This is a genomic window from Agrococcus pavilionensis RW1 (assembly GCF_000400485.1).
Taxonomy (GTDB): Bacteria; Actinomycetota; Actinomycetes; order Actinomycetales; family Microbacteriaceae; genus Agrococcus; species Agrococcus pavilionensis.
Map to the genome: position 1 here is coordinate 283,724 of NZ_ASHR01000014.1, position 24,706 is coordinate 308,429.

The following is a 24,706-nucleotide window of genomic DNA, read 5'->3' on the forward strand; positions in this document are numbered from 1 at the left end:
CGCCGTGGACGACGTCACCCAGCCGGGATCCGTGGCCGCCTCGTACCGCCGCTGGGCGGAGGTCGAGGCGGAGGGGCGCTCGCCGCTCTACGCCGAGTGGGCGCGCGGCGTCGCCGACGACGAGCCGCTCTGCGCCGCGCTCGCACAGCTCGAGCCCATCAAGCGGCAGCCCAACCTGCTCTTCGCGGCCGCGCGCTTCGAGGGCGTCCCGCTCGTGCCGTGGAGCGACGCGCGCGACCTGCTCGCCCGCGGGTGGGAGCGCATCCGCTCGACGATGCTCGCCCGCATGACGCAGACGAACGAGGCGAGGCGCATGGCGACCCTGCTGCCGGCGATCGCGCACCTCGAGGGGCCGATCGCCCTCGTCGAGGTCGGCGCCTCGGCTGGGCTGTGCCTCTACCCGGACCGCTGGCGCTACCGATTCGGGGCGGGCCGGTACGTCGGCGACGCCGGCCTGCCGCTGCTCGAGACCGACGCCTCGCCGTCGACCCCGCTGCCCGCGAGACCGCCCGTCGTGGCATGGCGCGGCGGCATCGACCTGCAGCCGCTCGATCCCGCCGACCCGGCGACGAGGGCGTGGCTCGAGGCGCTCGTGTGGCCGGATGCGTCGGGCGGGCTCGACGGCGCGCGCGTCGACCGGCTGCGCACCGCGCTCGCGATCGCCCGGCGAGAGCCGGCCCACGTGCGGCGCGGCGACCTGACGGTCGATGCGCGCGCGATCGTCGAGGAGGCCGCCCGGCACGCGCCGACGGTCGTCGTCTGGCACTCGGCGGTGCTCGCGTACGTCTCCGCGCTCGAGCGCGCGACGTTCGCGGATCTCATGGGCGAGCTGCCCGTCACGTGGGTCGCGAACGAGGGAGCGTCGCTCGAGATCGGTCCGCCCGCTCCGTGGGCCGACGCCGGCGACTTCGTGCTCCGGCGCGACGCCGAGCCGATCGCGGTCACCGATCCGCACGGCGCCTCGATCACCTGGCTCGCCGACCTCGCGACGTGAGCCGGCGGCTAGGCTGGATCGAGTGAGCCGCGACGACGACGCCCTCCGCTGGGAGGGGGATGAAGACCTCGACCTCGAGCCCTCCGCCGACGACGGCGATCGCGCGCGATCCGGGGCGGCGGCCCCCGCCGCGCGCGAGGCCCGGCCCCGGGGCCCGCTCGGCTGGCTCGCGCTCGTGCTCGCGCTCGCAGCCACCGTGGGCTGGATCGTCGTGATGTTCGCGAACCCCGTGCAGCAGCCGAGCCTGCTCGGCCTCGTGATGTACCAGCTCGGCGAGCTGCTCGCCGTGATCGCACCGCTGCTGTGGTGGTGGTGCGTCGACCGGCTCGCACCGCTCGAGCGCCGCGCGCCGTGGTGGATCGCCGGCCTCGTCGTGACCGCACCGTGGCCGCTCGTCGCGGGGGTGCTCGCGTGAGCGCGCGGCAGCCGCACGAGGAGCGCCCCGGCGACGCGTGGATCGTCGCGCTGCTGTTCGCGCTCGCATTCGGCTACGACACCGTCGAGGCGGTCACGAACCTGCAGCAGCTGCCGCTGCTCTACGCGAGCGCGGGCATCGAGGCGTCGACGCCGTGGTGGCTGCTCATCGCGAGCGTCGCGCTGCCCGCCGTGCTCTTCGCGCTGTCGCTCTGGATCGGGCGGCGGATGCGGCTGGTCGGCAAGGCGGGCGTCATGCTCGTCGCGCTCGCGGTGAGCGCGCAGGCGAGCCTGCTCGCCGAGCAGCTCGCGCGCCAGATCGCGGTCGCGGCGCTCGGCGGCTGAGCCGGCGCGGCCTCCGGCTCAGATCACCGAGACGAGCACGAGCGCGCCGAGCACGACCTGCCCGACGGCGCGCGGTGCGATCGGCACCGCGGCGGCGCCGAAGCGCTCGGGCTCGCGCGCGGCCTGCACGTTCGCGGGGAAGACGGCGATGAGCAGCGCGATGAGCGCGATGCCGGCCGCGAAGCGCACACCCCACCACGGCGCGAGGAGCGCAGCTCCGGCGACGATCTCGACGACGCCGGAGATCGCGACGAGCGCGGGCGCCCAGCGCCGCTCGGGGCCGGCGAACGCTGCCGGGATCATCGCCTGCATCGCCCGGCGCACGCGCGGCACGAAGTGGGTGATGCCCATGCCGACGAAGACGAGGGCGAGGATGATGCGCAGCACGAGCTGCGCGAGAGCGAAGGCGTCCATCGCCTCCATTCTCCCGCACCCGCAGGCCCGCCCGGTCCGCCACGGCCACCACGCGCGCGGTGCGGCACGCGACGCTCAGTAGGCTGTGCTCAGCACGACGAGGTGCTGCCCGCGATCGCGATCCCTCCACCCGTGCAAGGAGCCCCGCATGACCAAGCCCGTCGTCCTGATCGCCGAGGAGCTCTCGGCCGCCACCGTCGACGCCCTCGGGCCCGACTTCGACGTGCGCCACGTCGACGGCACCGACCGCGAGGCGCTCTTCGCCGCCCTCGCCGACGCATCCGCCGTGCTCGTGCGCAGCGCGACGCGCATCGACGCCGAAGCGCTCTCGCACGCGCCGCGCCTCAAGGTCGTCGCGCGCGCGGGCGTCGGCCTCGACAACGTCGAGATCCCCGCCGCGACGAAGGCGGGCGTCATGGTCGTCAACGCGCCGACCTCCAACATCGTCTCGGCCGCCGAGCTCGCGATCGCGCACCTGCTGGGGCTCGCGCGCCACATCCCCGCGGCGGATGCGTCCCTCAAGCGAGGCGAGTGGAAGCGGTCGGCGTTCACGGGCGTCGAGCTCTACGAGAAGACCGTCGGCATCGTCGGCCTCGGCCGCATCGGCGTGCTCGTCGCCGAGCGGCTCGCGGCCTTCGGCACGAAGCTCGTCGCCTTCGACCCCTTCGTGAGCCCGGCCCGTGCCGCGCAGCTCGGCGTCGAGCTGCGCTCGCTCGAGGAGCTCATGGCCGAGAGCGACTTCATCACGATCCACATCCCGCGCACGCCCGAGACCGTCGGCCTCATCGGCGCCGCGGAGCTCGCGCTCGCGAAGCCGACGCTCCGCATCGTGAACGCCTCGCGCGGCGGCATCATCGACGAGGCGGCGCTCGCCGAGGCGCTCCGCAGCGGCACGATCGCCGGAGCGGGCATCGACGTCTTCGTCACCGAGCCGCCGACCGACGACGCCCTGACGAGCGCGCCGAACATCCAGGTCACGCCGCACCTCGGCGCCTCGACCGACGAGGCGCAGGAGAAGGCCGGCATCGCGGTCGCGCGCTCGGTGCGGCTCGCGCTCTCGGGCGACCTCGTGCCGGATGCGGTGAACGTCGCCGGCGGCGTCATCGACGAGTACGTGCGACCCGGCATCGCGCTCGCCGAGCGGCTCGGGCAGTTCGCGGCCGGCCTCGCCGCCGGTCCCGTCGAGGCGGTCGACGTCGCGGTGCACGGCGAGCTCGCCGCCTACGACGTCAAGGTGCTGCGGCTCGCGGCGCTCAAGGGCTTCTTCTCGTCGATCGTGAGCGAGCAGGTGACGTTCGTCAACGCGCCCGTCATCGCCGAGTCGCGCGGCGTGACGAGCGAGCTCACGGCCGACGAGCGCAGCGACGAGTACCGCAACGTCGTCGAGGTGATCGTCGCGCGCAGCGACGGCCGCCGGGTGAGCGTCGAGGGCACCCTCACGGGCCCGAAGCAGGTCGAGAAGATCGTCGGCGTCAACGGCCAGTCGGTCGAGGTGCCGATGGCCGACCACTTCGTCGTGATGGAGTACGAGGACCGGCCCGGCATCGTCGCGGCCTACGGCTCGGCGTTCGGCGAGGCGAGCATCAACATCGCCGGCATGCAGATCGCCCGCACGCGCGCGGGCGGCGAGGCGCTCTCGATCATCACGATCGACCAGGCCGCGCCCGACGCGCTCGTCGAGCAGCTCGGCGCGACGATCCAGGCGAAGACGATCCGGCAGATCTCGATCCGCGAGCTCTGAGCGGCCGCTCCGGCTCGCTCAAGCGCCGCGGATGAGGCCGTCGAGCCGCGCGATCACGCGGTCGACGGAGTCGGCGGGGATCGACTCGCTCCCGCCGAGCGCCGACCGCAAGTAGATGCCGTCGCTCAAGCGCACGATCACGAGCGCGAGGTCGCGGTCGCCGATGCTCGACTCGAGCGCCGCGAGGTAGTGGTCGTCGAGCCGCGTGAGGGCGTCGCGCGCGGCCCCGTGCTCCTCGAGCTGGCCGAGCTGCAGGAGCGCGAGCAGCGTGCGGTCCACGGGCTGGTCGGCGATGACCGACTCGCGGAGGAAGACCGCGACGGCGTCCTCGGTGCCGCGCAGCCGCGCCTCCTCCGCCTCGCCGAAGCGATCGAGGCGCTCGGCGAGCCCGGCCACGAGCGCGGCCTTCGAGCCGAAGTGGTAGAGCAGCCCGCCCTTCGAGACGCCGGCGGCCTCGGCCGTCGCGGCGAGCGTGCCGGCGCGCTCGCCGCGCTCGATCACGAGCGCCTCGAACGCGTCGAGGATGCGGTCGCGGGTATCGGCTGCCTTGCTCACGCCCTCACCATACCTTGCCATCAAACCGTCCGGACGGTACAGTAATCGGGTGACTCGATCGAACCCCTCCGCCATCGCCGCGCCCGCTCGAGCGGGAGCGCGCGAGTGGGGCGCGCTCGCGGTGCTCATGCTCCCCGTGCTGCTCATCTCGATCGACACGACCGCGCTCTCGTTCGCGCTGCCCGAGATCGCGGTCGCGCTGCAGCCGACGGCCGCCCAGCAGCTGTGGATCGTCGACGCCTACTCGCTCGTGCTCGCGACCCTGCTCGTCGCGATGGGCAACCTCGGCGACCGCGTCGGCCGCCGCCGGCTGCTCCTCATCGGCGCGACCGGCTTCGCGATCGTCTCGGTGCTCGCCGCCTTCGCGCCGACGCCCGAGCTCCTCGTCGCGGCGCGCGCCGCGATGGGACTCTTCGGCGCGACGCTCATGCCCGCGACGCTCGCGCTGCTGCGCACGACGTTCCTCGACCGCGGCCAGCGGCGGCTCGCGGTCGCGATCTGGGCGACCGCGTTCTCGGTCGGCGCCGCGGCCGGCCCCGTCGTCGGCGGCCTGCTGCTCGCGCACTTCCCGTGGGGCTCGATCTTCCTCATCGCCGTGCCGTTCCTCGTGCCGCTCCTCGTGCTCGCGCCGCTGCTCATCACCGAGTCGCGCGACCCCGCGCCCGGCCCCATCGACCCGATCGGCATCGTCCTCTCGATGCTCGCGCTCGGCGGCCTCGCGGCGGGCGTCAAGGAGCTCGCGGTCGCGGGCCTCGACCCGATCGGCGTCGCGCTCGTCGCCGTCGCCGCGCTCGCGGGCTGGCTCTTCGTGCGCCGCATGCGCCGCCGGGCGAACCCGATGCTCGACGTCGCGCTCTTCCGCGTGCCGCAGTTCTCCGGCGCGCTCGTCGTCAACCTCCTGAGCGTCGTCGCGCTCACGGGCTTCCTCTTCTTCGTCACCCAGCACCTGCAGCTCGTCGAGGGGCTCCCGGTGCTCGACGCCGCGCTCGTGCTCGTCCCGGGCGTCGTCGCGATGATCGTCTCGGGCCTCGCGGTCGTGCGCGTCGTCCGCGCCGTCGACCCCGGCATCGCGGTCGTCGTCGCGCTCGGCGGCTCGGCGGCGGCCTACGGCATCCTCGCGGTGCTCGGCGAGGACGTGAGCATCGCCGGCATCGTCGGCGCCTTCGCGCTGCTCGGCATCGGCATCGGCGCCGCCGAGACCGTCTCGAACGACCTCGTGCTCAGCGCCGTCCCGCCCGCGAAGGCGGGCGCCGCATCCGCCCTCTCCGAGACGGCGTACGAGTTCGGCGCCGTGCTCGGCACGACGCTGCTCGGCGGCCTCGTCACGGCGGTGTACCGCTCGACGCTCGCGCTGCCGGCCGGCATCGACGCCGACGTCGCGGCGGCCGCGCGCGAGACGCTCGGCGGTGCGATCGCGGCCGCGCCCGGGGCGGGCGGGGCGGCGGATGCGGTGGTGGAGGCCGCGCGGACGGCGTTCGACCACGGCGTGGTCGCCACGAGCGCGCTCGGTGCCGGCCTCATGCTCGTCGCGATGCTCGTCGCGTTCCGCACCCTGCGGCACCCAGCGCACTGAGCCGCCTGCCCGGGGCGCCTGGCGCACGTGGGCGGCGCGGGCTAGCGTCTCGCCATGGACACCGCCGGAGGCGCCGTGCGCGCCCGAATCGTGCTCGTCCCCGGCTTCTGGCTGGGCGCCTGGGCGTGGGATGAGGTCGCGGCGCTGCTGCGCGAGCGCGGCCACGACGTCACCGCGCTGACGCTGCCGGGGCTCGAGCCCGATCACGCCGACCGCGGAAGCGTGCGGCTCGACGACCACGTCGCCGCGATCGAGGCGGCGCTCGAGGGGGAGGGGCCGGTCGTGCTCGTCGCCCACAGCGGCGCCGCCTCGCCCGCGACCGTCGCGATCGACCGCCACGTCGACCGCGTCTCGCGCTCGGTGTGGGTCGACACCGCGCCGGTCGTCGACGGCCACGCGATGGACGCCACGTTCGAGGGCGACGAGATGCCGCTCGAGGCCGCGTGGGAGGACGAGCTCGAGCAGGGCTCGATGCAGGGGCTGACGGACGAGCAGCTCGACGAGTTCCGCGAGCGAGCCGTGCCCGAGCCCGCGGGAGCCGTGCGCGACGCCGTCGCGCTGCGCGACGACCGCCGGCTCGACGTGCCGGCGACCATCATCTGCACGGCGTTCTCGGCGGCCGACTACCGCGCCTACGCCGAGCAGGGCGTGCCGTTCCTCGCGGGCGTGCTCGAGCACCGCGCGCTCGAGCTCGTCGACCTGCCGACGGGCCACTGGCCGATGTGGTCGAAGCCGCGCGAGCTCGCGGAGCGCATCGCCGAGGTCGCCGAACGCGCCTGACCGGCCACGACGGTCGCGGGCTCAGTCCCCTGCGGGCAGCAGCACCCAGACGCTCGCGCCGCCGAGCGCCGAGTCGTCGATGCCGATCCGGCCGCCGTGCGCCTGCGCGATGCGACGGCACGTCGAGAGCCCGATGCCGAGCCCCTCGACGCCCGCCTCGACCTCGGCGCGGTCGCCGCGCTGCATGAGTCCGAACACGCGCTCGCGCTCCTCGGCCGGCACGCCAGGGCCGTCGTCGTCGACCGTCAGGCGCCACCCGCCCGAGAGGCGCTCCGCGCGCACCTCGACGCGCGGCCGGGCGCCGTCGGCCGACGCGAACTTCACCGCGTTCGCGAGCAGGTTCTGCGCGAGCGCGCCCAGGAGCGTCGCGTCGCCCTGCACGACCGGCAGCTCCCCGACGTCGACGGTCGCGCCCGCCGCGTCGATCTGCGCATCGAGATCGGCGATCGCGGCACGCACGACGTCGCCGAGCGCCACGGGCCGCCGGCGGGCGCTGCCGCCGATGCGGGCGAAGTCGAGCAGGTCCTCGACGAGCGCGGCCATGCGCTCGGCCGCCGACTCCGCGCGCGAGAGCGCCTTCGTCGCATCCGGCGCGCCCGCGAGCTCGGGGCTGTCGGCCGCGAGCTCCAGGTAGCCCGTGAGCGCCGCGAGCGGATTGCGCAGGTCGTGGCTCACCTGGCCCGCGAACTGCGCGAGCTGCTCGTTGGAGCGGCGCAGCTCGCGCGTGAGGCGGCGCAGCTCGAGCACGTCGACGACCTGCTCGGCGAGCAGGCCGAGGCTGCGAGCGCCGTGCTCGTCGAGCTCGCGCACCTCGTCGTCGAAGACGCACAGGCTCCCGATCGGCAGGCCGCCGGGCGTTCGGAGTGGACTGGATGCGTAGAAGCGCACGTCGGCGATCTCACCCGTCACGAAGGGGTTCTGCGCGAACCGCGCGTCCGCGCGCGCATCGGCGACGATCGTCTGGTCGGGGCCCTCGAAGACGCGGCTGCACATCGAGTCCTCGCGCGAGCACACCGACGCCTCGAAGCCGACCGCGGCGATCTGGTGCTGCTGCCGCTCGTCGATGATGTTGATGACCGCGTTCGGCACGCCCGCGACCGCGGCGGCGAGCTCGGTGAGCCCCCGCAGGTCGGCACCTCCCGCGTCGGCGGCAGGCGCTTCGGCGAGCACGCCGTAGTCGGCGATCGCCGCCGCGCGGACGACATCCTGGGCGTTCGGCACGCGGGCTCCCTCCGTCCGAGCCTCCGCTCGGTCGGCTCCATCCTGGCCGATGCCGGGGCGCGGGCGCGCCCGGGACGCGGCCGGAGCCGGTCCCGGGTCGCCGTCGCGCGTCAGATGACGTCGTCGCGGCGCTCCGTGCGCTCGACCCGCATGCCCGTGTCCGGGTCGACGCGCGAGCGCGAGACCTGGCTCGAGCGGCCCGAGCGCGCCGCCATGATGATGCCGAAGAGGGTCACGAGGGCGCCCGCGCCCAGCAGGATGTAGCCGATGAGGGTCCAGTTGGCGCCCTCGACCTGCCACAGACCCGGCAGCGCCCACGCGACGATCGCGCCGACGGCCATGAGGAAGATGCCGAAGCCGATGCTCAAGGTGCTCTCCATTCGTCCGGGCGCCCCGGGACCAGCGCGCCTGCCGCGGAACATACCGACCGAACCTGCGAGCGTCGTGGGGGATCCGAGGCCGCCAGTAGGCTGGGGAGCACGGCTCCGCGCGGGTGCGGCGCCGGTCGACGCGCACCTCGCGTGCGCCTGGGAGGAACTGTGCAGCAGCTGCGGCTCGCGGTGATCGGTGGGGACGGCATCGGGCAGGAGGTCACGCTCGAGGCCCGGAAGGCGATGCGCGCCGCGCTCGACGGCGTCGAGCTCGTCGAGACCGAGTACGACCTCGGGGCGGCGCACTACCTCGAAACGGGCGAGATCCTCGACGACGCGACCCTCGCGTCGCTCGCCGAGCACGACGCGATCCTCCTCGGCGCCGTCGGCGGCGACCCGGCCGACCCGAGGCTCGCGGGCGGCATCATCGAGCGCGGTCTGCTGCTGCGGCTGCGCTTCGCCTTCGACCACCACGTCAACCTCCGCCCGACGCGCCTGCACCCCAAGATCGGCAGCCCGCTCCGCGAGCCGGGCGACATCGACTTCGTCGTCGTGCGCGAGGGCACCGAGGGCCCCTACGTCGGCAACGGCGGCGCCCTGCGGGTCGGCACCGAGCACGAGATCGCGAACGAGACGAGCGTCAACACCGCCTTCGGCGTCGAGCGGGTCGTGCGCTTCGCGTTCGAGCTCGCCGAGCAGCGCCGCCGCCGCCTCACGCTCGTGCACAAGAAGAACGTGCTCGTGCACGCCGGCGCGCTCTGGCAGCGGATCGTCGACGAGGTCGCGGTCGACCACCCGGAGGTGTCGGTCGACTACCTCCACGTCGACGCCGCGACGATCTTCCTCGTCGACGACCCCAGCCGCTTCGACGTCATCGTGACCGACAACCTCTTCGGCGACATCCTCACCGACCTCGCGGGCGCCGTCGGCGGCGGCATCGGGCTCGCGGCCTCCGGCAACCTCAACCCGTCCGGCGCCTTCCCGAGCATGTTCGAGCCCGTGCACGGCTCCGCGCCCGACATCGCCGGGCGCGGCATCGCCGATCCCACCGCGGCGATCCTCTCGGCCGGCCTGCTGCTCGAGCACTCGGGCCTGCGCGACGCGGCCCAGCGCATCCGCGACGCCGTCGACGCCGACATCGACGCGCGCGACGGGAGCCGCCGCACCACGAGCGAGGTCGGCGACGCCATCGCCGACCGCATCCGCGCCACCGCGAAGGAGCACGCATGACCCTCGAGTTCACCCTCACGCGCAACCCGAGCCCCGCCTCCGCCGAGGCGCGCGCGGCGGTGGTCGCCGAGCCCGGCTTCGGCCGCCACTTCACCGACCACATGGTCTCGATCGACTGGACGCTCGAGGGCGGCTGGAGCGACGCGCGCGTCGAGCCGTACGGCCCCCTGCAGCTCGACCCCGCCTCGGCGGTGCTGCACTACGGCCAGGAGATCTTCGAGGGGATGAAGGCCTACCGCCGCGCCGACGGCTCGGTGTGGGCGTTCCGGCCGGAGGAGAACGCGAAGCGCATGCAGCGCTCGGCGGCGCGGCTCGCGCTGCCGCAGCTGCCGGTCGAGCTCTTCGTCGAGGCGGTCCGCCAGCTCGTCGAGGTCGACGAGGCGTGGGTGCCCGCGGGCGGCGAGGACTCGCTCTACCTGCGGCCATTCATGATCGCGAACGAGGTGTTCCTCGGCGTCCGCGCCGCGCAGACCGTGCGGTTCATGGTCATCGCGAGCCCCGCGGGCCCCTACTTCGCGAGCGGCGTCAAGCCGGTCTCGATCTGGCTCTCGACCGAGTACAACCGCGCCGGCAAGGGCGGCACGGGGGCCGCGAAGTGCGGCGGCAACTACGCCGCGAGCCTGCTGCCGACGCAGCAGGCGGCCGAGCACGGCTGCGCCCAGGTGCTGTTCCTCGACGAGTCGGGCAGCGACCTCGAGGAGCTCGGCGGCATGAACGTCGTGCTCGTGAAGGCCGACGGCACGCTCGTGACGCCGGAGTCGGACTCGATCCTCGACGGCATCACGCGCAACTCGCTGCTGCAGCTCGCCGCCGACGCGGGGCACGCCGTCGAGCGCCGCGCCGTGACGCTCGCGGAGTGGCGCGAGGGCATCGCCGACGGTTCGATCACCGAGGCGTTCGCGTGCGGCACCGCCGCGGTGCTCACGCCGATCGCCGCGCTCAAGAGCCCGACCGAGACGATCGGCGACCCGGACGCGCCCGCGGGGCCCGTCGCGCTCGCGCTCCGCAAGCAGCTCACCGACATCCAGTACGGCCGCGCCGAGGACCCGCACGGCTGGATGGTGCAGATGGTGGAGGCCCGCTGATGCGCGTCGCCCGCTTCGCCCACGGGGAGCGCATCGGCTACGGCGTCGTCGACGACGACGCGCTCGTCGTGCTCGTCGGCGACCCGATCGTCGCCGGCTTCGACACGACCGGCGAGCGCGTGCCGCTCGCCGAGGCGCGGCTGCTCGCGCCGGTCATCCCGCGCTCGAAGGTCGTCGCCGTCGGCCGCAACTACGCGAAGCACGCCGCCGAGCTCGGCAACGAGGTGCCGAGCGAGCCGCTCGTCTTCCTCAAGCCCAACACCTCCGTCATCGGGCCGAACGACGCGATCGTGCTGCCGCCCGAGTCGACCGACGTGCACTTCGAGGGCGAGATCGCGCTCGTGATCGGCCGGGTCGCGCGCCGCCTCACGCGCGCGAACGCGATGCACGCCGTCTTCGGCGTCACGGTCGCGAACGACGTCACCGCGCGCGACCTCCAGCAGCGCGAGCCGCAGTGGGCGCGCGCGAAGGGCTTCGACACCTTCTGCCCGCTCGGCCCGGCGATCGAGACGGAGCCCGACTACGACGCGCTGCGGCTCATCACGCGCGTCGACGGCGACGTGAAGCAGGACGGCGTCTCGAGCGACTGGATCTTCGACGCGCCGACGGTGCTCGAGTGGATCACCGCGTCGATGACGCTGCTGCCCGGCGACGTCGTGCTCATGGGCACGCCCGAGGGCGTCGGGCCGCTCCGCGCCGGCGAGACCGTCGAGGTCGAGGTGCCGGGCGTCGGCACGCTGCGGAACCCCGTCGTCGCGCAGGCCGTCGCGGGCTGATGCCTGCGTGCAGGCTGTCTCCATATGGAGGCAGCCCACGGCTAGACTGCCCGCATGGCTTCCCCTGATGCCCTCCGCGGCCACGTCGACGCGATGCTGCTGTCGGTGCTCGCCGACGGGCCCGTGCACGGCTACGGTGCGATCGAGCGCATCCGCGAGCGCTCCGACGGCGCGCTCGACTTCCCGAGCGGCACGGTCTACCCCGCGCTCAAGCGGCTCGAGGGCCGCGGGCTCATCGAGGGGGAGTGGGCCTCGAGCGGCCGCTCGAAGCGCGTCTACCGGCTGACGCCGGCGGGCACGCGCGCCCTCGCCGACGAGCGCAGCGACTGGGCCGCGACGTCGACGGTGATCAGCCGAGTGCTCGGCGCGGCGCGAGCCTGACGGCGCCCCACCGCACGAGCAGCGCCGCCGCGGCGGCCGCGAGCGCGCCGCCGAGCGTCAGCGTGAGCGCCACGAGCGCGACGAGCAGGCCGACCCCAGCGGGCGGTACCGCGACGGCGCCGACCATCGCGATCGCGCCCGCGACGAGCGCGACCGCGAAGGCGAGCTGGAGCGCCGCGACCGCGACGAGCGCCGCGAGCGAATCGGCGCGGCGCAGCGCGACCCAGCCGGCGAGCGCGGCAGCCGCCACGAACGGCCCCGCGACGTCGAGCGCGCGCGAGACCCGCAGCATCCATCCCGCCTCGACGGGCACGCCGAAGCCCGGCACCGCGGCGAGCGACGTCATGCCCGCGAACCACGCGGCGAGCAGCGCGACCGCAGCGAGGGCGGCGAGCGGGGCGAAGCGGCGGCCGTGCGCCGCGAGCAGCGCCCGCGAGAGCTCCGCGGCGATCGCGCGCGGGTCGCCGAACTCCGCGACGACGGCGGCGGCTGCCGCTGGCTCCGCCGCGCCGGCGACGACGCGATCGGCGACGGCCTCGCGCAGGTCGCCCTCGATCTCTCGAGCGAGCTCGGCGCGCCGGCGCGGCGACGCGACGACGGCGCGCTCGAGGCGGTCGACGAGCTCGCCGACGGGGTCGGCCGCGGCGCGGGAGACCGGGCGGGAGCGGGGCACCGATCGATCCTCCCACGCCTAGGATGGGAGGCATCATGAGCGTCCCCTTCTCGACCGCCACGGGCGGCGACGTCGTCGTCCGCTTCTGCCCCTCGCCCACCGGCACACCGCACGTCGGACTCATCCGCACGGCGCTGTTCAACTGGGCGTACGCGCGCCACCACGGCGGGAAGATGGTCTTCCGCATCGAGGACACCGACACGGCGCGCGACAGCCAGGAGTCGTACGAGCAGCTGCTCGAGGCGATGCGCTGGCTCGGCATCGACTGGGACGAGGGCGTCGAGACGGGCGGCCCGCACGAGCCCTACCGGCAGTCGCAGCGCGGCGAGATCTACGCCGAGCTCATCGAGCGGCTGCAGGCCGCCGGTCACCTCTACGAGTCGTTCGCGACCGCGGAGGAGATCGAGGCGCGCAACGTCGAGCGCGGCCGCGACCCGCGCCAGGGCTACGACAACTTCGAGCGCGACCTCTCCGACGCCGAGCGCGCCGCGCTCCGCGCCGAGGGGCGCCAGCCGAGCCTGCGCCTGCGGGTGCCCGACGAGGACCTCTCGTTCGACGACCTCGTGCGCGGCGAGATCACCTTCCCGGCGGGCTCGTTCTCCGACTTCGTCGTCGTGCGGCCGAACGGCGCGCCGCTCTACACGTTCGTGAACCCCGTCGACGACGCGCTCATGGGAGTCACGCACGTGCTGCGCGGCGAGGACCTCCTCTCGTCGACGCCGCGCCAGATCGCGCTCTACCGCGCGCTCGCCGACATCGGCGTCGCGACCGCGATCCCGCGCTTCGGCCACCTGCCGTACGTCATGGGGGAGGGCAACAAGAAGCTCTCGAAGCGCGACCCGCAGTCGAACCTCTTCCTGCTGCGCGAGGCGGGCTTCATCCCCGAGGGGCTGCTGAACTACCTCGCGCTGCTCGGCTGGTCGATCGCGCCAGACCGCGACGTCTTCTCGCGCGACGAGCTCATCGCCGCCTTCGACGTCGTCGACGTCAACCCCAACCCCTCGCGCTTCGACCCGAAGAAGGCCGAGTCGATCAACGGCGACCACGTGCGCATGCTCGCGCCCGACGACTTCGCCGCCCGCCTCGAGCCCTACCTCGGCCGCGTCTTCGACGGCGCACCGAGCGACGAGCAGCGCGCCCTGCTCGCGAAGGCCGCGCCGCTCGTGCAGGAGCGCATGCAGCTCATCGGCCAGGCCGAGGACATGCTCGGCTTCCTCTTCCTCGACGACGAGGACATCCGCCACGACGCCGACGCGGTCGCGAGCCTCGGCGACGACGCGCTCGCGGTGCTCGAGGCGTCGCGCCGCGCGCTCGCGGAGCTCGAGTCGTTCGACACCGCGTCGATCGAGGCGATCCTCCGCGAGATGCTCATCGACGGCCTCGGCATCAAGCCCCGCTTCGCCTTCACGCCGCTGCGCGTCGCGGTCACCGGCCGGCGCATCTCGCCGCCGCTGTTCGAGTCGATCGAGCTGCTCGGCCGCGAGTCGACGCTGCGCCGCATCGAGCGGCTGGCCGCGAGCGCCTGATGCGGCCCGACGTCGACGTCGTCGTCATCGGCGCGGGGCCCGCGGGCCTCGCCGCGACGCTCAACCTCGCGCGCGCGCAGCGCTCGGTGGCGCTGCTCGACTCGAACCGGCCGCGGCACGCGGCGACGCTCCAGTCGCACGGCTTCATCACGCGCGACGGCATCTCGCCGCTCGAGCTGCGCGGCATGGGCCGCGAGGAGGTGCTGCGCTACCCGACCGTGTCGTTCGAGCGCACGACGGTGCGCCAGGTCGTGCGCGTCGACGGCGGCTTCGCCGTGCAGGCCGAGCAGCGCGGCGCGAGCGCCGAGAGCGAGACCCGGGCGTCGGCCGTGCTCATCGCGACGGGGCTGTCGGAGACGCTGCCCGCGTCGCAGCACGTGCGCCCCTGGTACGGCACGAGCCTGCACTCGTGCATGGACTGCGACGCGTACGACAAGCGCGGCCAGGCGCTCGCGCTCATCGGCGAGACGCCCGACCTCGTCGACCGCGCCATGGTCATCCGCCGCCACACCGACGACCTCGCGGTGTTCACGAACGGGTCGGATGCGGTGAGCGAGGCGGGCGCGGAGCGGCTCGCCGCGCACGGGGTCGCGCTCGAGCGCACGCCCATCGCCGCGATCGAGGGCGACCGCGACGGCATGCGCGCGATCGTGCTCGAGGACGGCCGGCGGAGCGAGCGCACCGGCGGCTTCGTGCGCCCGTGGTGGCACCCGCAGCTCGAGTTCGCCGAGCCGCTCGGCCTCGACACCGACGACGACGGGCTCGTCGTCGTCGACCGGGCCCAGCGGGCCTCCGTCGAGGGCATCTACGCGGCCGGCGACATCACGCCGGGCTTCCGGCAGCTCTCGGTCGCCGCGGGCGCGGGCACGATCGCCGCGTCGGTCATCAACCGCGACCTCATCGCGCGCGAGCTCTAGCCTCCTCGCTCCTCCTCCGCTCATCGAGTAGGCCCGAAGGGCCGTATCGAGATGACGGGCCCCGGTTGTACCCTGGTGAGCGCGCGGCCACCGCCGCTGAGGAGGCCACCGATGACGATCACCGAGGAGCGACCCTCGTCGGCGACGAAGCTCTCGCCGCCCGAGCGGAAGGCGCGCCGCAAGCGCATCCTGTCGTGGGTGCTGCCAGCGATCGGCGTCGCCCTCATCGCCGGCCTCTTCCTCCTCACGCAGCACCTGCTCGCGAACGGCCTCGGCCAGCCCCGCGAGGCGCTGCCCGAGGAGGTCTCGGCGAACAACACGACCCAGTTCGGCGAGGCGGGAACCTCGTACGCCGTGCAGTACCAGGTCGTGACCCTCAACCTGAGCGAGCGGCCGATCGCCGCCGCCGACCTCTCGATGGCCGACGACGCCCAAGCGGTCATCGCGCCGGGCTACGGCTTCCTCGACACGACGATGTACGTCGGCGAGGGCGGCGGCATCAACGGCCAGGGCTACTTCTCGGAGATGATGTCGTCGGTCGCGGCGACCACCGAGCGCGGCACCGTGACCCGCATCGACATGCAGCGAGCGCCCGTGGGCTGGGCGGAGTTCCCGAACGCGATGAACGCCGTCGAGCTCGGCGCAGTCGCCTTCGGCTGGGACGTGGACCAGGTCGACATCGACGCCTTCACGACGCGCACCGCGGAGTCGGTGCGGCGGGGCGAGCCCATCTCGTGGGAGATCGGCGCGGCCGGCGCCATGGGCGTCCCCGTCAGCGGCGCGGTCAGCTGCTCGGGCGAGGGGCTGTGCGTCGTGAGCTACTCGGTCGACGTCTCGGGGCAGTCCGTCGGCGACTGACGCCGGCGCGCCGACCGCGGTCGCGGCCGACCGGGATTCGCGCTCGGCGGCGGGAGTTGCTATGCTCGACTCTTGGTTCGCAGTGCCTCGGCGCGCGAGCATTGGGGTATGGTGTAATTGGCAACACGGAGGTTTCTGGTACCTTTGTTCTTGGTTCGAGTCCAGGTACCCCAGCGTTCGGAGCCCCGCGGAAGCGGGGCTTCTTCCGTTTTCGCGGCACGGTTCCTCAGGCGCGGTAGAGGTCCCCGGCGAGGTACTTCAGCCCCGAGTCGGTCGCGACCGTCACGACGGTGCCGCCCTCACCGATCCGCTCGGCGAGGCGCAGCGCTCCCGCCACGTTGACCGCGCTCGACGTGCCGGCGAAGACGCCCTCCTCGCGCGCGAGCCGACGCGCGAGCCCGCGCGCCTCGGCCTCGTCGACCGTCGCCGCCTCGTCATGGGTACCGGGCGCGAGCAGCGGCGGGACGATGCCCGTCGCGATGCCCTCGACGCGGTGCGGCCCCGCTCTGCCCTCGGTGAGCATCGGCGAGGTCGTCGGTTCGAGCGCGACGACCCGCACGGGCGCGGACTGCCGCCGCAGCGCGCCGGCGGCGCCGACGAGCATGCCCGCGGTGCCGACGCCCGCGCAGAACGCGTCGACGCGACCGCCGCTCGCGCCCACCGCCTCGAGGATCTCCCGGCCGAGCGCCGCGTAGCCCGTGAGCGCATCCGCGTTGTGGAACTGGTCGACCCACCACGCGTCCTCGCCCTCGACGATGCGCTCGACCTCCTCGCGCATCCGCACGAACAGGTCGGGCGTGATGCGCCCGCCGTCGCTGGCGACGAGGGTGACCTCGGCGCCGAGCGCGCGCATGGTGTCGAGCTTCTCCTTCGCGAAGGCGTCGGACGAGACGATCGAGAGCGCGTAGCCCTTGACCGCGCACACGAAGGCGAGCGACGAACCGGTGCTGCCGCCCGAGTACTCGACGACTCGCCTGCCCGGCCGCAGGTCGCCGCGCCCCTCGGCCGCCTCGACGATCGCCCTCGCCATCCGGTCCTTGTAGCTGCCGGTCGGGTTGCCGCCCTCGAGCTTCACGAGCACGCGCGCCGCCCGCGGCGGCACGAGGCGGCGCAGCTGCACGAGCGGCGTGCCGCCGATCGCATCGAGCGGCGAGGAGAGGATGCCGTGCTCGCCCATGCGCCCTGCTTCCCGCGAGTGTGCGCCACTCGAGCGCGGCGCTCGCTCCAGTCATGCCACACGAGCGCGTCCGCGGCAAGCCCGCGCTTCGCTCGGCCACGATCCGAGCCCGACTGCCTAGACTGCGGCGCATGGACCTCGCCGTCATCGCGTGCATCGCGGCCGCGCTCGCCGCAGCCGTGCACGGCTACATCTTCGTGCTCGAGACGCTCCGCTGGGAGGAGCCGGGCACGCGCCGCGTCTTCGGCACGACGCCCGAGCAGGCGGCGCTCTCGAAGCAGCTCGCCGCCAACCAGGGCGTCTACAACCTGCTGCTCGGCATCGCCGCGGTCGCGAGCGTCATCCTCATCGTCACGGGCCTCCGCGGCCCGGGCATCGCGCTGCTGCTGACGATCACGGGCATCATGCTCGCCGCGGCGCTCTACCTCGTCGTGAGCGATCGCTCGAAGGGGAGGGCCGCCGTCGTGCAGGGATTCTTCCCGCTCGTCGCGGTCGTCACCGGCCTCGTCGCCCTCGGCCAGAGCGTCTGATGGCCGGCATCCGCACCGCCGCTCGCGTGCTGCTCGGCGCCTCGCTCGTCTTCGCCGGCGTCAGCCACCTCACGTTCGCGCGAGACGAGTTCCGCGCCCAGGTGCCAGAGCTCGTCACCGAGCTCGCGCCCGTGAGCGAGGACGCGGTCGTGCTCGGCTCCGGCGTCGCCGAGGTCGCGCTCGGCGGCGCGCTGCTGCTCGCCCCGCACGGGCGGCGCCGCGCCGTCGGCCGCGTCGCGGCGGCGTTCTTCGCCGCCGTCTTCCCCGGCAACATCTCCCAGTGGCTGCACCGGCGGGATGCGTTCGGGCTCGACACCGACGACAAGCGCTTCACGCGACTGCTCTTCCAGCCCGTGCTCATCGCGTGGGCGCTGTGGTCGACGCGGCCTCCGCGCCGCTGACCGGTCAGTCCTTCCGGGGGAAGATCCCGAGGAACTTGCGCTTGGCGGGACGCGCCTCGCTCGAGGCGCGGACGCCGGCGCGATCGCCGCGACCGCCGTCGTCGTCGCGACCCCGCGCATCCGCCCGATCGTCGTCCTCGGTGTCGTCGCTGTGCTCCTCGCGGATCTCGCGGCCCTCGGCCTCGAGCTTGTCGCGCGCCTCGGCCTTCTTCTCGACCTTCTTCGTCGAGCGGGGCGGCAGCTGGATGGTCGCCTCCGCCTCGATGCCGGTCTGCAGCTGCCGCGCGCGCTCGGTCTCGGCGTCGACCTCGGCGCCGAGGATCAGCACGATGTTGAAGATCCAGAGCGCGAACAGCAGCGCCATGACCGTGCCGATCGTGCCGTAGGCGCTGTAGCCGGTGAGGAGCGTGAAGTAGAGGTAGAGGCCCACTGCAGCGATCGCGATGCCGACGATCGCGAAGATCGAGCCGAGGCTCACCCACGTGAACTTCGGCTGCTGCACGTTCGGAGCGAGGTAGTAGAGCAGCGCGATCATCGCGATCACGATCGCGAGCATCACGGGCCACTTCACCCACGCCCAGATCGGCAGGAAGGTCTGCAGCATGAAGGCGAGCAGCCCGCCGAGGCCGAGCGGCTCGGCGATCGGCCCGAGCACGCCCTCGACGAGCGACTCGTTGAGGGCGAGCGAGACGAGCAGCAGCACGACGCCCACGAGCAGCGCGATCGTGATGAGGAGCATCGTCGCGGTCTGCTTGATGAGGCCGCGACCCTCCTCCATGCCGTAGATGATGTTCATCGAGCGCGAGAACGCCTTGACGTAGGCGGAGGCCGACCACACGGCCGTCGCGATGCCGATGATGAGCGCGATCACGCCGCCGGTGGCCGAGCTCGTCATCGTCTCGACGAGGTCGACGACGAGCGATCGGTAGTCCTCCGGCACGCGCTGGGCGAGGTCGTCGACGAGGCTCGTGACGGTGCTCGCGTTGTTGGCGAGCACGAGCGCGATGATCGAGAAGACGGCGAGCAGTCCAGGCGCGAGCGAGAGCACCATGTAGTAGGTGAGCATCGCGGCGAGGTCGGTGCCGCCGTCGGTGCCGAACTCCTTGATGGCCCGCTTGAGCGCGTACTTCCAGCTCGCGCCCTCGAGCTTGGGCGGGGAGTCGGGCTTCGCGTCGTGATCCGGCGCCGGCGCGTCTGCGGCATCGAGTGTCGCGTCGAGGCGGTCGCTGCTGTCCGACATGCGGTTCTCCCATCGTCCTCCGGGAGCCCCCGGTGCGGGCGACTGTACCCCAGCGAACCGGCCCGAACTTGGGAGTCGACAGGACGTCGGGCGAGAGGCGTCAGGGCGCCACGAGGCGGTCGACGAGGCGGTCGAAGGATGCGTCGACGTCGGTCGCGAGACCGAAGCCGCCCGCGGCCTCGAGCGTCGCGAAGCCGTGCGCGGCCGCGCGGAGCGCCCGGAGCGCGTGGATCGCGTCGTCGCCCGAGAGGCCGTCGACGGCGCGCGCGGCGATCCCGAGCACGCGCTCGCCCGCCGCCTCGAGCAGCGGATGGCCGAGGGGATGCACCGGGAGGGCCCGGTAGCGCTCCGGGTGCCGCACGGCGAAGGCGCGGTACGCGTGCAGGAACGCCCGCGCGGCATCCGCCCGCTCGAGCCCTGCCGTCGCCGCCTCGAGCTCGTGGCCGAGGTCGTCGTAGATGCGCGCGCCGACGAGCGCCTCGAGCTCGGCGAGGCCCGCGACGTGCTTGTAGATCGAGGGCGGCTTGACCCCCGCGCGCGCGGCGATCGCGCTGATCGACAGCGGACCGCCGCCCGCGTCGAGCTCCTCGAGCGCGACGTCGACGAGCGCGGCGGGGGAGAGGCCCGCCCTAGGCACGCGCCGAGCCCACGGCCCACCCGACGCGGCGCGCGAGGGCGAGCACCGCATCCGCCGTCTCGACCGGTCGCTCCGCGTGCGGGTAGTGCCCCGCGCCGGCGACCGTGCGCACCTCGGCGACGCCCGCGGGCATGGCCTCGGCGTAGGCGCGGGCTTCAGCCACGGGGTCGCGGAAGTCGGGGTCGCGCTCGCCCATCACGACCGCGACGGGGGCGGTCTGCGTCGCTCGGGCGCCGATCGCGTCCTTCCCGCTGCCCTCGCCCATCGCCCGGAGCGCGGCGGTGCCGTGGGGACGCCGCATCGATGCGACGATGTGGCGGCGGTGGTCGCCGAGGTCGACGGGCGGCGTGCGGTGCAGCGAGCGGTAGAAGAGCGACCACAGCAGGGCGCTGCTCGTCACGGCGCGCGTCGCGACGCGCATGGCGGGCGAGGGCGGCGCGGTGCTCGCCCAGGGGGCGATCGCGACGGCGCCGACGATCGCGTCGGGCGCGAGCTGCGTCGCGAGCAGCGCGCTGTCGGGCGTGTAGGAGTGCCCGACGACGATCGCGGGGCCGCCGAGGTGCCGGGCGAGCGCGACGGCCGCGCGAGCGATGTCGCGCTGGCCGACGAGCGGCTCGGCCGTCGCGTCGGAGTCGCCGTGCCCGGGCAGGTCGAGCGTCGCGACGCGCATGCCGTGCGCCACGAGCTCGGGCATGAGGTGGCGGTAGGCGCTGCGGAGGTCGCCCATGCCGGGGAGGCACACGACGAGCGGGCCGGCGCCCGCGACGTCGAAGGCGAGCGAGCGGCCGTCGAGGGCAAGCCGGGCGGTCGTGGCAGTGGTCATGGCGCAAGGCTAATCCAATTAGCCAACCCCGCGCAAGGCGCACCAAGCACGCGCGAGGCCCGCACCGAGTCGATCATGACTGCGGCGCGGGCCCCCGGCACTGCTCGTCAGGCTTCGGCCGACACCTTCGCGCGCGCTTGCTGCAGCGCGCCGGGGCGCGGCTCGATCTCGACGGCCGGGTCGTGCTGCGGGTCGGCCGGCAGCAGCACGCCGTCGAAGAACTCGGCCAGCAGCTCCGGGCGGTCGAGCGGCAGCACGGTCGCGACGAACATGTCGGGCCGGACGACCACGACGCATCCGTCGCGGCTCACGCCCCGGCGCTCGAAGATGTCGTCCTTCGGGTCGGCCGCGTACACGAGCTCGTCGTCGCGCAGCTGGAACGGGCCGAAGCGCGGCCGGAAGACGTCGTCGACGTCGTGCGGCTCGATCGCGTCGTGGTCCTGCTGCCAGACGACCTTGACGTCGAAGACGCTGCCGGCGTCGTCGCCCTCGCGGCGCGTCCGCACGTACGGCGACTCGGGCGAGGTGCGCACCCACTGCGCCCACGCCTCGATCGCGCCCCCCTGCCCGGGCGCCTCGCGGCCCGCGAAGGCGTAGAGGCGCCAGCGGCCGTCGGCGCGCATGTGGTGGCCGAGCTCCATCGGCACCGCATCGCACACGCGCACGACGGGCGCCGACCAGAAGCGCTTGCCGATCGGGTAGCCGCTCGCGAGGTGCTGGTGCTCGCCCGATTCGGTGATCATCGAGGGCTCGTAGTGGGTGCCGAAGCCCGAGGCCTGCACCTCGCTCTTGAGGTAGTGCGCCGTGACCTCCTTGGGGTCGACGCCGCCGAGCTCGGGGTGCTCGGGGTCGAGCACCTTCGCGCCCATGAGCGTCGACCACTCGCGGTCGAAGTCGATGAGCTTCTGCGCGACGACCTGGCGCTCGACCGAGTAGGTGTCGAGCAGCGACTCGGGCGAGCGCCCCGTGAGCACCGAGCCGAGCTTCCAGCCGAGGTTGAAGGTGTCCTGCATCGAGACGTTCATGCCCTGCCCGGCCTTCGCCGAGTGCGTGTGGCACGCGTCGCCCGCGATGAACACCCGCGGCTCGACCGTGCCGCGCTCCTCGGGCTTCACGTCGTCGAAGGTGTCGGTCAGGCGCTGGCCCACCTCGTAGATGCTCCACCACGCGACGTCGCGCACCTCGAGCCGGTAGGGGTGGAAGATCGACTGCGCGATCTCGACGATGCGCTCGAGCGGCGTCTCGCGCACCTTGCCGTGGTCCTCGGGCGAGATGTCGCCCATGTCGACGTAGATGCGGCACAGCGCGTTGCCCTCCCGGGGGATGAGCAGGATGCTGCCGGCCTCCGACTGGATCGCGCACTTCGTGCGGATGTCGGGGAAGTCGGTGTCGACGAGCACATCCATGACGCCCCACGCGTGGTTGCGCGAGTCGCCGAGCAGCTGCCCGCCGATCGACTTGCGCACGACCGAGCGGGCCCCGTCGCAGCCGACGGCGTACTTCGCGCGCACGACGCGCTCGGTGCCCGCGTCGGGGCCGGCCGTGCGGCGGAGCGTCGCCTTCACGGGGTGGGTCTCGCCGTCCTCGACCTCGAGCCCGAGCAGCTCCCAGCCGAAGTCGGGGCTCATGCGGCTCGGCGAGTTGGCCATGTACTCGCAGAAGTAGTCCTGCACGCGCGCCTGGTTGCAGATGACGTGCGGGAACTCGCTGAGCGTCGAGCCCTCGACGCCCGCGGAGTCGAGCGTCGCCTCCGCGCGGTAGATGCGCGAGCGGTCGGCGGGGTCGGGGCGCCAGAACTGCATCTCGGTGATGCGGTAGGCCTCCTGCAGCAGCCGCTCGGCGAAGCCGAACGCCTGGAAGGTCTCGATCGAGCGCGCCTGCAGGCCGTCGGCCTGGCCGAGCTCGAGGCGGCCCTCGCGGCGCTCGATGATGCGCGTGTGCACCTCCGGGTACATCGACAGCTGCGCGCCGAGCAGCACGCCCGCCGGACCGGTGCCGACGATGAGCACGTCCATCTCGGCGGGGAGCTCCGCGGGCCGGTCGAGGCCGATGCCCGCGGCGGGCAGGATGCGCGGGTCGCCCTTGACGTAGCCGTGGTGGTGGAACTGCATGGCTTCTCCTTCGAAGGCTCTCTAGTAGCTGTCTGCGGCGGCGCGCGTGTCGCGGATGCGGGCGACGGCCGCCTCCGAGCCGCGCGCCATGAGCGTGACGTCGGCCGAGACGAAGACGAACGCGGCGCCGCGCGCGAGCACGCGGTCCTGGTCGGCCTCCGCGAACGCGTTGACGCCGACCGGCTTGCCCGCGCCGCGCACGGCGTCGATCGCCGCGTCGACCGCGGCGACGACCTCGGGCGCTCCGGGCGAGCCGGGGAAGCCCATCGAGCCGGCGAGGTCGGCGGGGCCGATGAAGACGGCGTCGACGCCGTCGACCGCCGCGATCTCGGCGGCGTTCGCCACCGCATCCGCCGTCTCGATCTGCACGACGACCGACACGTGCCGGTCGGCGTCGCCGACGTAGCCGGCCGCGCGGCCCCAGCGGGCCGAGCGGGCGAGTGCGGAGCCGATGCCGCGCGCGCCGGCGCGCTCGCCTGCCGCGCCCGGGTAGCGGGCCGCGCGCACGGCGGCCTCGGCGTCGGCGGCGCTCGAGACCATCGGCACGACGATGTTCTGCGCGCCGAGGTCGAGCACCTGCTTGATGCGCACGGGGTCGTTCCAGGGGATGCGCACGATCGTCGTGACCGGGTAGGCCTCGGCCGCCTGCAGGATCTGCAGGATGTCGCGCAGCTCGATCGGCCCGTGCTCGCCGTCGACGAGCAGCAGGTCGGCGCCCGAGCCCGCCATGAGCTCGGCGGCGATCGGGCTCCCGGATGCGTTCCACAGGCCCACGAGGGCGCGGTCGGCTCCCGCGAGCACGTCGCGCAGTGTCGGCTTGAGCGCCGTCATCGGAACGCCACCTCGACCATCCCCGCGTCCTGGAACTCGACCCGCACGCGGTCGCCCGGGTGCACCCACACGGGGCGCGTGAACGAGCCGGCGAGGATGAGCTCGCCCGCCTCGAGCCGGTCGCCGTGCTGCGCGAGCTTGCCCGCGAGCCACGCGACGCCGTGCGCGGGGTGGCCGAGCACGCCGCCGGAGACGCCCGTCTCGATCACCTCGTCGTTGACGAAGCACTGCGCGCCGATCCAGGCGAGGTTGCGGTCGCGCGGGCCGAGCTCGACGTCGCCGACGACGACGGCGCCGAGCGCCGCGTTGTCGCTGATGGTGTCGACGATCGTGCGGCCCGCGAGCTCGATGTGCGAGTCGAGGATCTCGAGCGCCGGCACGACGACCTCGGTCGCGTCGAGCACCTGCTCGATCGTGAGCCCCTCGCCCTCGAGCGGCGAGCGCAGCACGAAGGCGAGCTCGACCTCGACGCGCACGTTCGACCACTGCGCGTGCTCGACCGTGTCGCCCGAGCGGTAGGCCTGGTCGGCGAAGATCACGCCGTAGTCGGGCTCCGTGATGCCCGTCGCATCCTGCATCGCCTTGCTCGTGAGGCCGATCTTGCGGCCCACGAGCCGCGCCCCGGCCTCCTCGCGGCGAGCGCGCCAGATGCGCTGCACCGCGTAGGAGTCCTCGATCGTCGCCTCGGGGTAGCGCGTCGAGATGCGCTCGATCGTGCCGCGCGAGCGCGTGGCCTCGGCGAGCTCGTCGGCGATCGCGGTGACCGTCGCGTCGTCGAGGCCCCGGCCAGGGCGCAGGTGGTCCGTCGTCACAGCTGGTTGCCGATCTTGAAGCCCTTCGCGGCCTCGCCCTTGTAGGTGCCGTCCTCGTCGCCCTTGCGCGTGTACGAGAAGCCGTCGGCGCCGACGGTCACCTCCATCTCGCTCGAGTCGGTGCGCTCGACGATCTCGACGACGTTGCCGTCGAGGTCGAGCACCGGCGAGGCCTCGGTGTACCAGGAGGGCACGACCGGGTTGCCCCACCAGTCGCGGCGCTGGTTGTCGTGCACGTCCCACGTGATGACGGGGTTGTCGGGGTCGCCGGTCCAGTAGTCCTGCGTGTA

The 24,706-nt window shown here is 73.8% G+C and carries 27 protein-coding genes, 1 tRNA gene and 1 pseudogene; 16 read left to right on the forward strand and 13 right to left on the reverse strand.

The window, feature by feature from the left end; all coding sequences use genetic code 11:
* Positions 1-4 precede the first annotated feature (4 nt).
* From L332_RS19955 to L332_RS19965, 3 genes are read left to right on the forward strand one after another with little or no spacing between them, the layout of a single operon-like run.
* Positions 5-994 carry a DUF2332 domain-containing protein gene (locus L332_RS19955; protein ID WP_021064936.1) on the forward strand — a complete coding sequence of 330 codons (990 nt, stop codon included), beginning with the start codon at positions 5-7 and terminating at the stop codon, positions 992-994.
* A gap of 22 nt (positions 995-1,016) precedes the next feature.
* Positions 1,017-1,409 (forward strand): hypothetical protein, encoded by a 393-nt coding sequence (locus tag L332_RS19960; protein WP_021010030.1) that lies wholly within the window; start codon positions 1,017-1,019, stop codon positions 1,407-1,409.
* Positions 1,406-1,753, forward strand: a complete 348-nt coding sequence (locus L332_RS19965; RefSeq protein WP_031223400.1) for a hypothetical protein — start codon at positions 1,406-1,408, stop codon at positions 1,751-1,753. The genes L332_RS19960 and L332_RS19965 overlap by 4 nt, the downstream gene beginning before the upstream one ends.
* A gap of 18 nt (positions 1,754-1,771) precedes the next feature.
* Here the strand turns inward: L332_RS19965 and L332_RS19970 are convergent, their stop codons facing one another.
* Positions 1,772-2,167 carry a DoxX family protein gene (locus L332_RS19970; protein ID WP_021010032.1) on the reverse strand — a complete coding sequence of 132 codons (396 nt, stop codon included), beginning with the start codon at positions 2,165-2,167 and terminating at the stop codon, positions 1,772-1,774.
* Between the two features lie 148 nt (positions 2,168-2,315).
* On the opposite strand from L332_RS19970, the gene serA reads away from it, so the two are divergent.
* Positions 2,316-3,908, forward strand: a complete 1,593-nt coding sequence (gene serA, locus L332_RS19975) for a phosphoglycerate dehydrogenase (protein ID WP_021010033.1) — start codon at positions 2,316-2,318, stop codon at positions 3,906-3,908.
* 18 nt (positions 3,909-3,926) lie between these two features.
* On the opposite strand, the gene L332_RS30865 is transcribed toward serA, so the two are convergent.
* Positions 3,927-4,463: a TetR/AcrR family transcriptional regulator gene (locus L332_RS30865; RefSeq protein ID WP_021010034.1), complete on the reverse strand. Its 537-nt coding sequence runs from the start codon at positions 4,461-4,463 to the stop codon at positions 3,927-3,929.
* On the opposite strand from L332_RS30865, the gene L332_RS19985 reads away from it, so the two are divergent.
* Both L332_RS19985 and L332_RS19990 read left to right on the forward strand, forming a co-directional pair.
* Complete coding sequence (locus L332_RS19985; RefSeq protein WP_081646037.1) at positions 4,432-6,036, forward strand: MFS transporter; 1,605 nt, start codon at positions 4,432-4,434, stop codon at positions 6,034-6,036. The genes L332_RS30865 and L332_RS19985 overlap by 32 nt on opposite strands.
* Before the next feature lie 54 nt (positions 6,037-6,090).
* On the forward strand, positions 6,091-6,816 hold the full coding sequence (locus L332_RS19990; protein ID WP_021010036.1) for an alpha/beta fold hydrolase: 726 nt from the start codon (positions 6,091-6,093) through the stop codon (positions 6,814-6,816).
* A gap of 21 nt (positions 6,817-6,837) precedes the next feature.
* On the opposite strand, the gene L332_RS19995 is transcribed toward L332_RS19990, so the two are convergent.
* Together L332_RS19995 and L332_RS20000 are read right to left on the reverse strand one after the other, a co-directional pair.
* On the reverse strand, positions 6,838-8,037 hold the full coding sequence (locus L332_RS19995) for a sensor histidine kinase (RefSeq protein WP_021010037.1): 1,200 nt from the start codon (positions 8,035-8,037) through the stop codon (positions 6,838-6,840).
* A gap of 110 nt (positions 8,038-8,147) precedes the next feature.
* Complete coding sequence (locus tag L332_RS20000) at positions 8,148-8,405, reverse strand: DUF6458 family protein (RefSeq protein WP_021010038.1); 258 nt, start codon at positions 8,403-8,405, stop codon at positions 8,148-8,150.
* Positions 8,406-8,576: 171 nt separating this feature from the next.
* Here L332_RS20000 and L332_RS20005 point away from each other — a divergent pair, with 171 nt between their 5' ends.
* Genes L332_RS20005 through L332_RS20020 form a run of 4 tightly spaced genes read left to right on the forward strand, consistent with a single transcriptional unit; the run spans position 8,577 to position 11,880 of the window.
* Positions 8,577-9,638 carry a 3-isopropylmalate dehydrogenase gene (locus L332_RS20005; RefSeq protein WP_021010039.1) on the forward strand — a complete coding sequence of 354 codons (1,062 nt, stop codon included), beginning with the start codon at positions 8,577-8,579 and terminating at the stop codon, positions 9,636-9,638.
* The gene (locus tag L332_RS20010; protein ID WP_021010040.1) at positions 9,635-10,723 is read left to right on the forward strand and encodes a branched-chain amino acid aminotransferase; all 1,089 of its coding nucleotides are present in this window, start codon (positions 9,635-9,637) and stop codon (positions 10,721-10,723) included. The genes L332_RS20005 and L332_RS20010 overlap by 4 nt, the downstream gene beginning before the upstream one ends.
* Positions 10,723-11,499, forward strand: a complete 777-nt coding sequence (locus tag L332_RS20015) for a fumarylacetoacetate hydrolase family protein (protein WP_021010041.1) — start codon at positions 10,723-10,725, stop codon at positions 11,497-11,499. Before L332_RS20010 ends, L332_RS20015 begins: the two co-directional genes overlap by 1 nt.
* A 54-nt stretch (positions 11,500-11,553) precedes the next feature.
* Positions 11,554-11,880, forward strand: coding sequence for a helix-turn-helix transcriptional regulator (locus L332_RS20020; protein ID WP_021010042.1), 327 nt, complete (start codon positions 11,554-11,556; stop codon positions 11,878-11,880).
* Here the strand turns inward: L332_RS20020 and L332_RS20025 are convergent.
* Complete coding sequence (locus tag L332_RS20025; protein ID WP_021010043.1) at positions 11,849-12,553, reverse strand: permease prefix domain 1-containing protein; 705 nt, start codon at positions 12,551-12,553, stop codon at positions 11,849-11,851. The two genes, L332_RS20020 and L332_RS20025, sit on opposite strands and share 32 nt — an antisense overlap.
* Before the next feature lie 35 nt (positions 12,554-12,588).
* Between L332_RS20025 and gltX the strand changes: the two genes are divergently transcribed.
* From gltX to L332_RS20045, 4 genes are all read left to right on the forward strand, one after another.
* Positions 12,589-14,079: a glutamate--tRNA ligase gene (gene gltX / locus L332_RS20030; protein WP_021010044.1), complete on the forward strand. Its 1,491-nt coding sequence runs from the start codon at positions 12,589-12,591 to the stop codon at positions 14,077-14,079.
* Positions 14,079-14,996, forward strand: a complete 918-nt coding sequence (locus L332_RS20035) for an NAD(P)/FAD-dependent oxidoreductase (protein ID WP_021010045.1) — start codon at positions 14,079-14,081, stop codon at positions 14,994-14,996. Before gltX ends, L332_RS20035 begins: the two co-directional genes overlap by 1 nt.
* 111 nt (positions 14,997-15,107) lie before the next feature.
* The gene (locus tag L332_RS20040) at positions 15,108-15,854 is read left to right on the forward strand and encodes a hypothetical protein (RefSeq protein ID WP_021010046.1); all 747 of its coding nucleotides are present in this window, start codon (positions 15,108-15,110) and stop codon (positions 15,852-15,854) included.
* Between the two features lie 102 nt (positions 15,855-15,956).
* Positions 15,957-16,028 (forward strand) — tRNA-Gln (locus L332_RS20045).
* Positions 16,029-16,080: 52 nt separating this feature from the next.
* Here the strand turns inward: L332_RS20045 and L332_RS20050 are convergent.
* Complete coding sequence (locus L332_RS20050; RefSeq protein ID WP_021010047.1) at positions 16,081-17,031, reverse strand: PLP-dependent cysteine synthase family protein; 951 nt, start codon at positions 17,029-17,031, stop codon at positions 16,081-16,083.
* 131 nt (positions 17,032-17,162) lie between these two features.
* Between L332_RS20050 and L332_RS20055 the strand changes: the two genes are divergently transcribed.
* Both L332_RS20055 and L332_RS20060 read left to right on the forward strand, forming a co-directional pair.
* Complete coding sequence (locus L332_RS20055) at positions 17,163-17,561, forward strand: DUF1304 domain-containing protein (RefSeq protein ID WP_021010048.1); 399 nt, start codon at positions 17,163-17,165, stop codon at positions 17,559-17,561.
* Complete coding sequence (locus L332_RS20060) at positions 17,561-17,962, forward strand: DoxX family protein (protein WP_021010049.1); 402 nt, start codon at positions 17,561-17,563, stop codon at positions 17,960-17,962. Before L332_RS20055 ends, L332_RS20060 begins: the two co-directional genes overlap by 1 nt.
* A gap of 4 nt (positions 17,963-17,966) precedes the next feature.
* On the opposite strand, the gene L332_RS20065 is transcribed toward L332_RS20060, so the two are convergent.
* The 7 genes and pseudogenes from L332_RS20065 to L332_RS0114950 form a co-directional block, all read right to left on the reverse strand.
* Positions 17,967-19,202 carry a YihY/virulence factor BrkB family protein gene (locus tag L332_RS20065; RefSeq protein WP_021010050.1) on the reverse strand — a complete coding sequence of 412 codons (1,236 nt, stop codon included), beginning with the start codon at positions 19,200-19,202 and terminating at the stop codon, positions 17,967-17,969.
* Positions 19,203-19,302: 100 nt separating this feature from the next.
* Positions 19,303-19,839, reverse strand: a complete 537-nt coding sequence (locus L332_RS20070; protein ID WP_031223404.1) for a TetR/AcrR family transcriptional regulator — start codon at positions 19,837-19,839, stop codon at positions 19,303-19,305.
* Positions 19,832-20,662: an alpha/beta fold hydrolase gene (locus tag L332_RS20075; RefSeq protein ID WP_021010052.1), complete on the reverse strand. Its 831-nt coding sequence runs from the start codon at positions 20,660-20,662 to the stop codon at positions 19,832-19,834. Before L332_RS20075 ends, L332_RS20070 begins: the two co-directional genes overlap by 8 nt.
* Positions 20,663-20,769: 107 nt before the next feature.
* Positions 20,770-22,773 (reverse strand): FAD-dependent monooxygenase, encoded by a 2,004-nt coding sequence (locus L332_RS20080; RefSeq protein ID WP_021010053.1) that lies wholly within the window; start codon positions 22,771-22,773, stop codon positions 20,770-20,772.
* A gap of 21 nt (positions 22,774-22,794) precedes the next feature.
* Entirely contained in the window at positions 22,795-23,604 is an 810-nt protein-coding gene (locus tag L332_RS20085) for an HpcH/HpaI aldolase family protein (RefSeq protein WP_021064938.1), read from the reverse strand.
* Entirely contained in the window at positions 23,601-24,416 is an 816-nt protein-coding gene (locus L332_RS20090; RefSeq protein ID WP_021010055.1) for a 2-keto-4-pentenoate hydratase, read from the reverse strand. Before L332_RS20090 ends, L332_RS20085 begins: the two co-directional genes overlap by 4 nt.
* Positions 24,413-24,706: pseudogene (locus L332_RS0114950) on the reverse strand (3,4-dihydroxyphenylacetate 2,3-dioxygenase); the annotation flags it as partial. The gene L332_RS20090 and the pseudogene L332_RS0114950, both read right to left, overlap by 4 nt.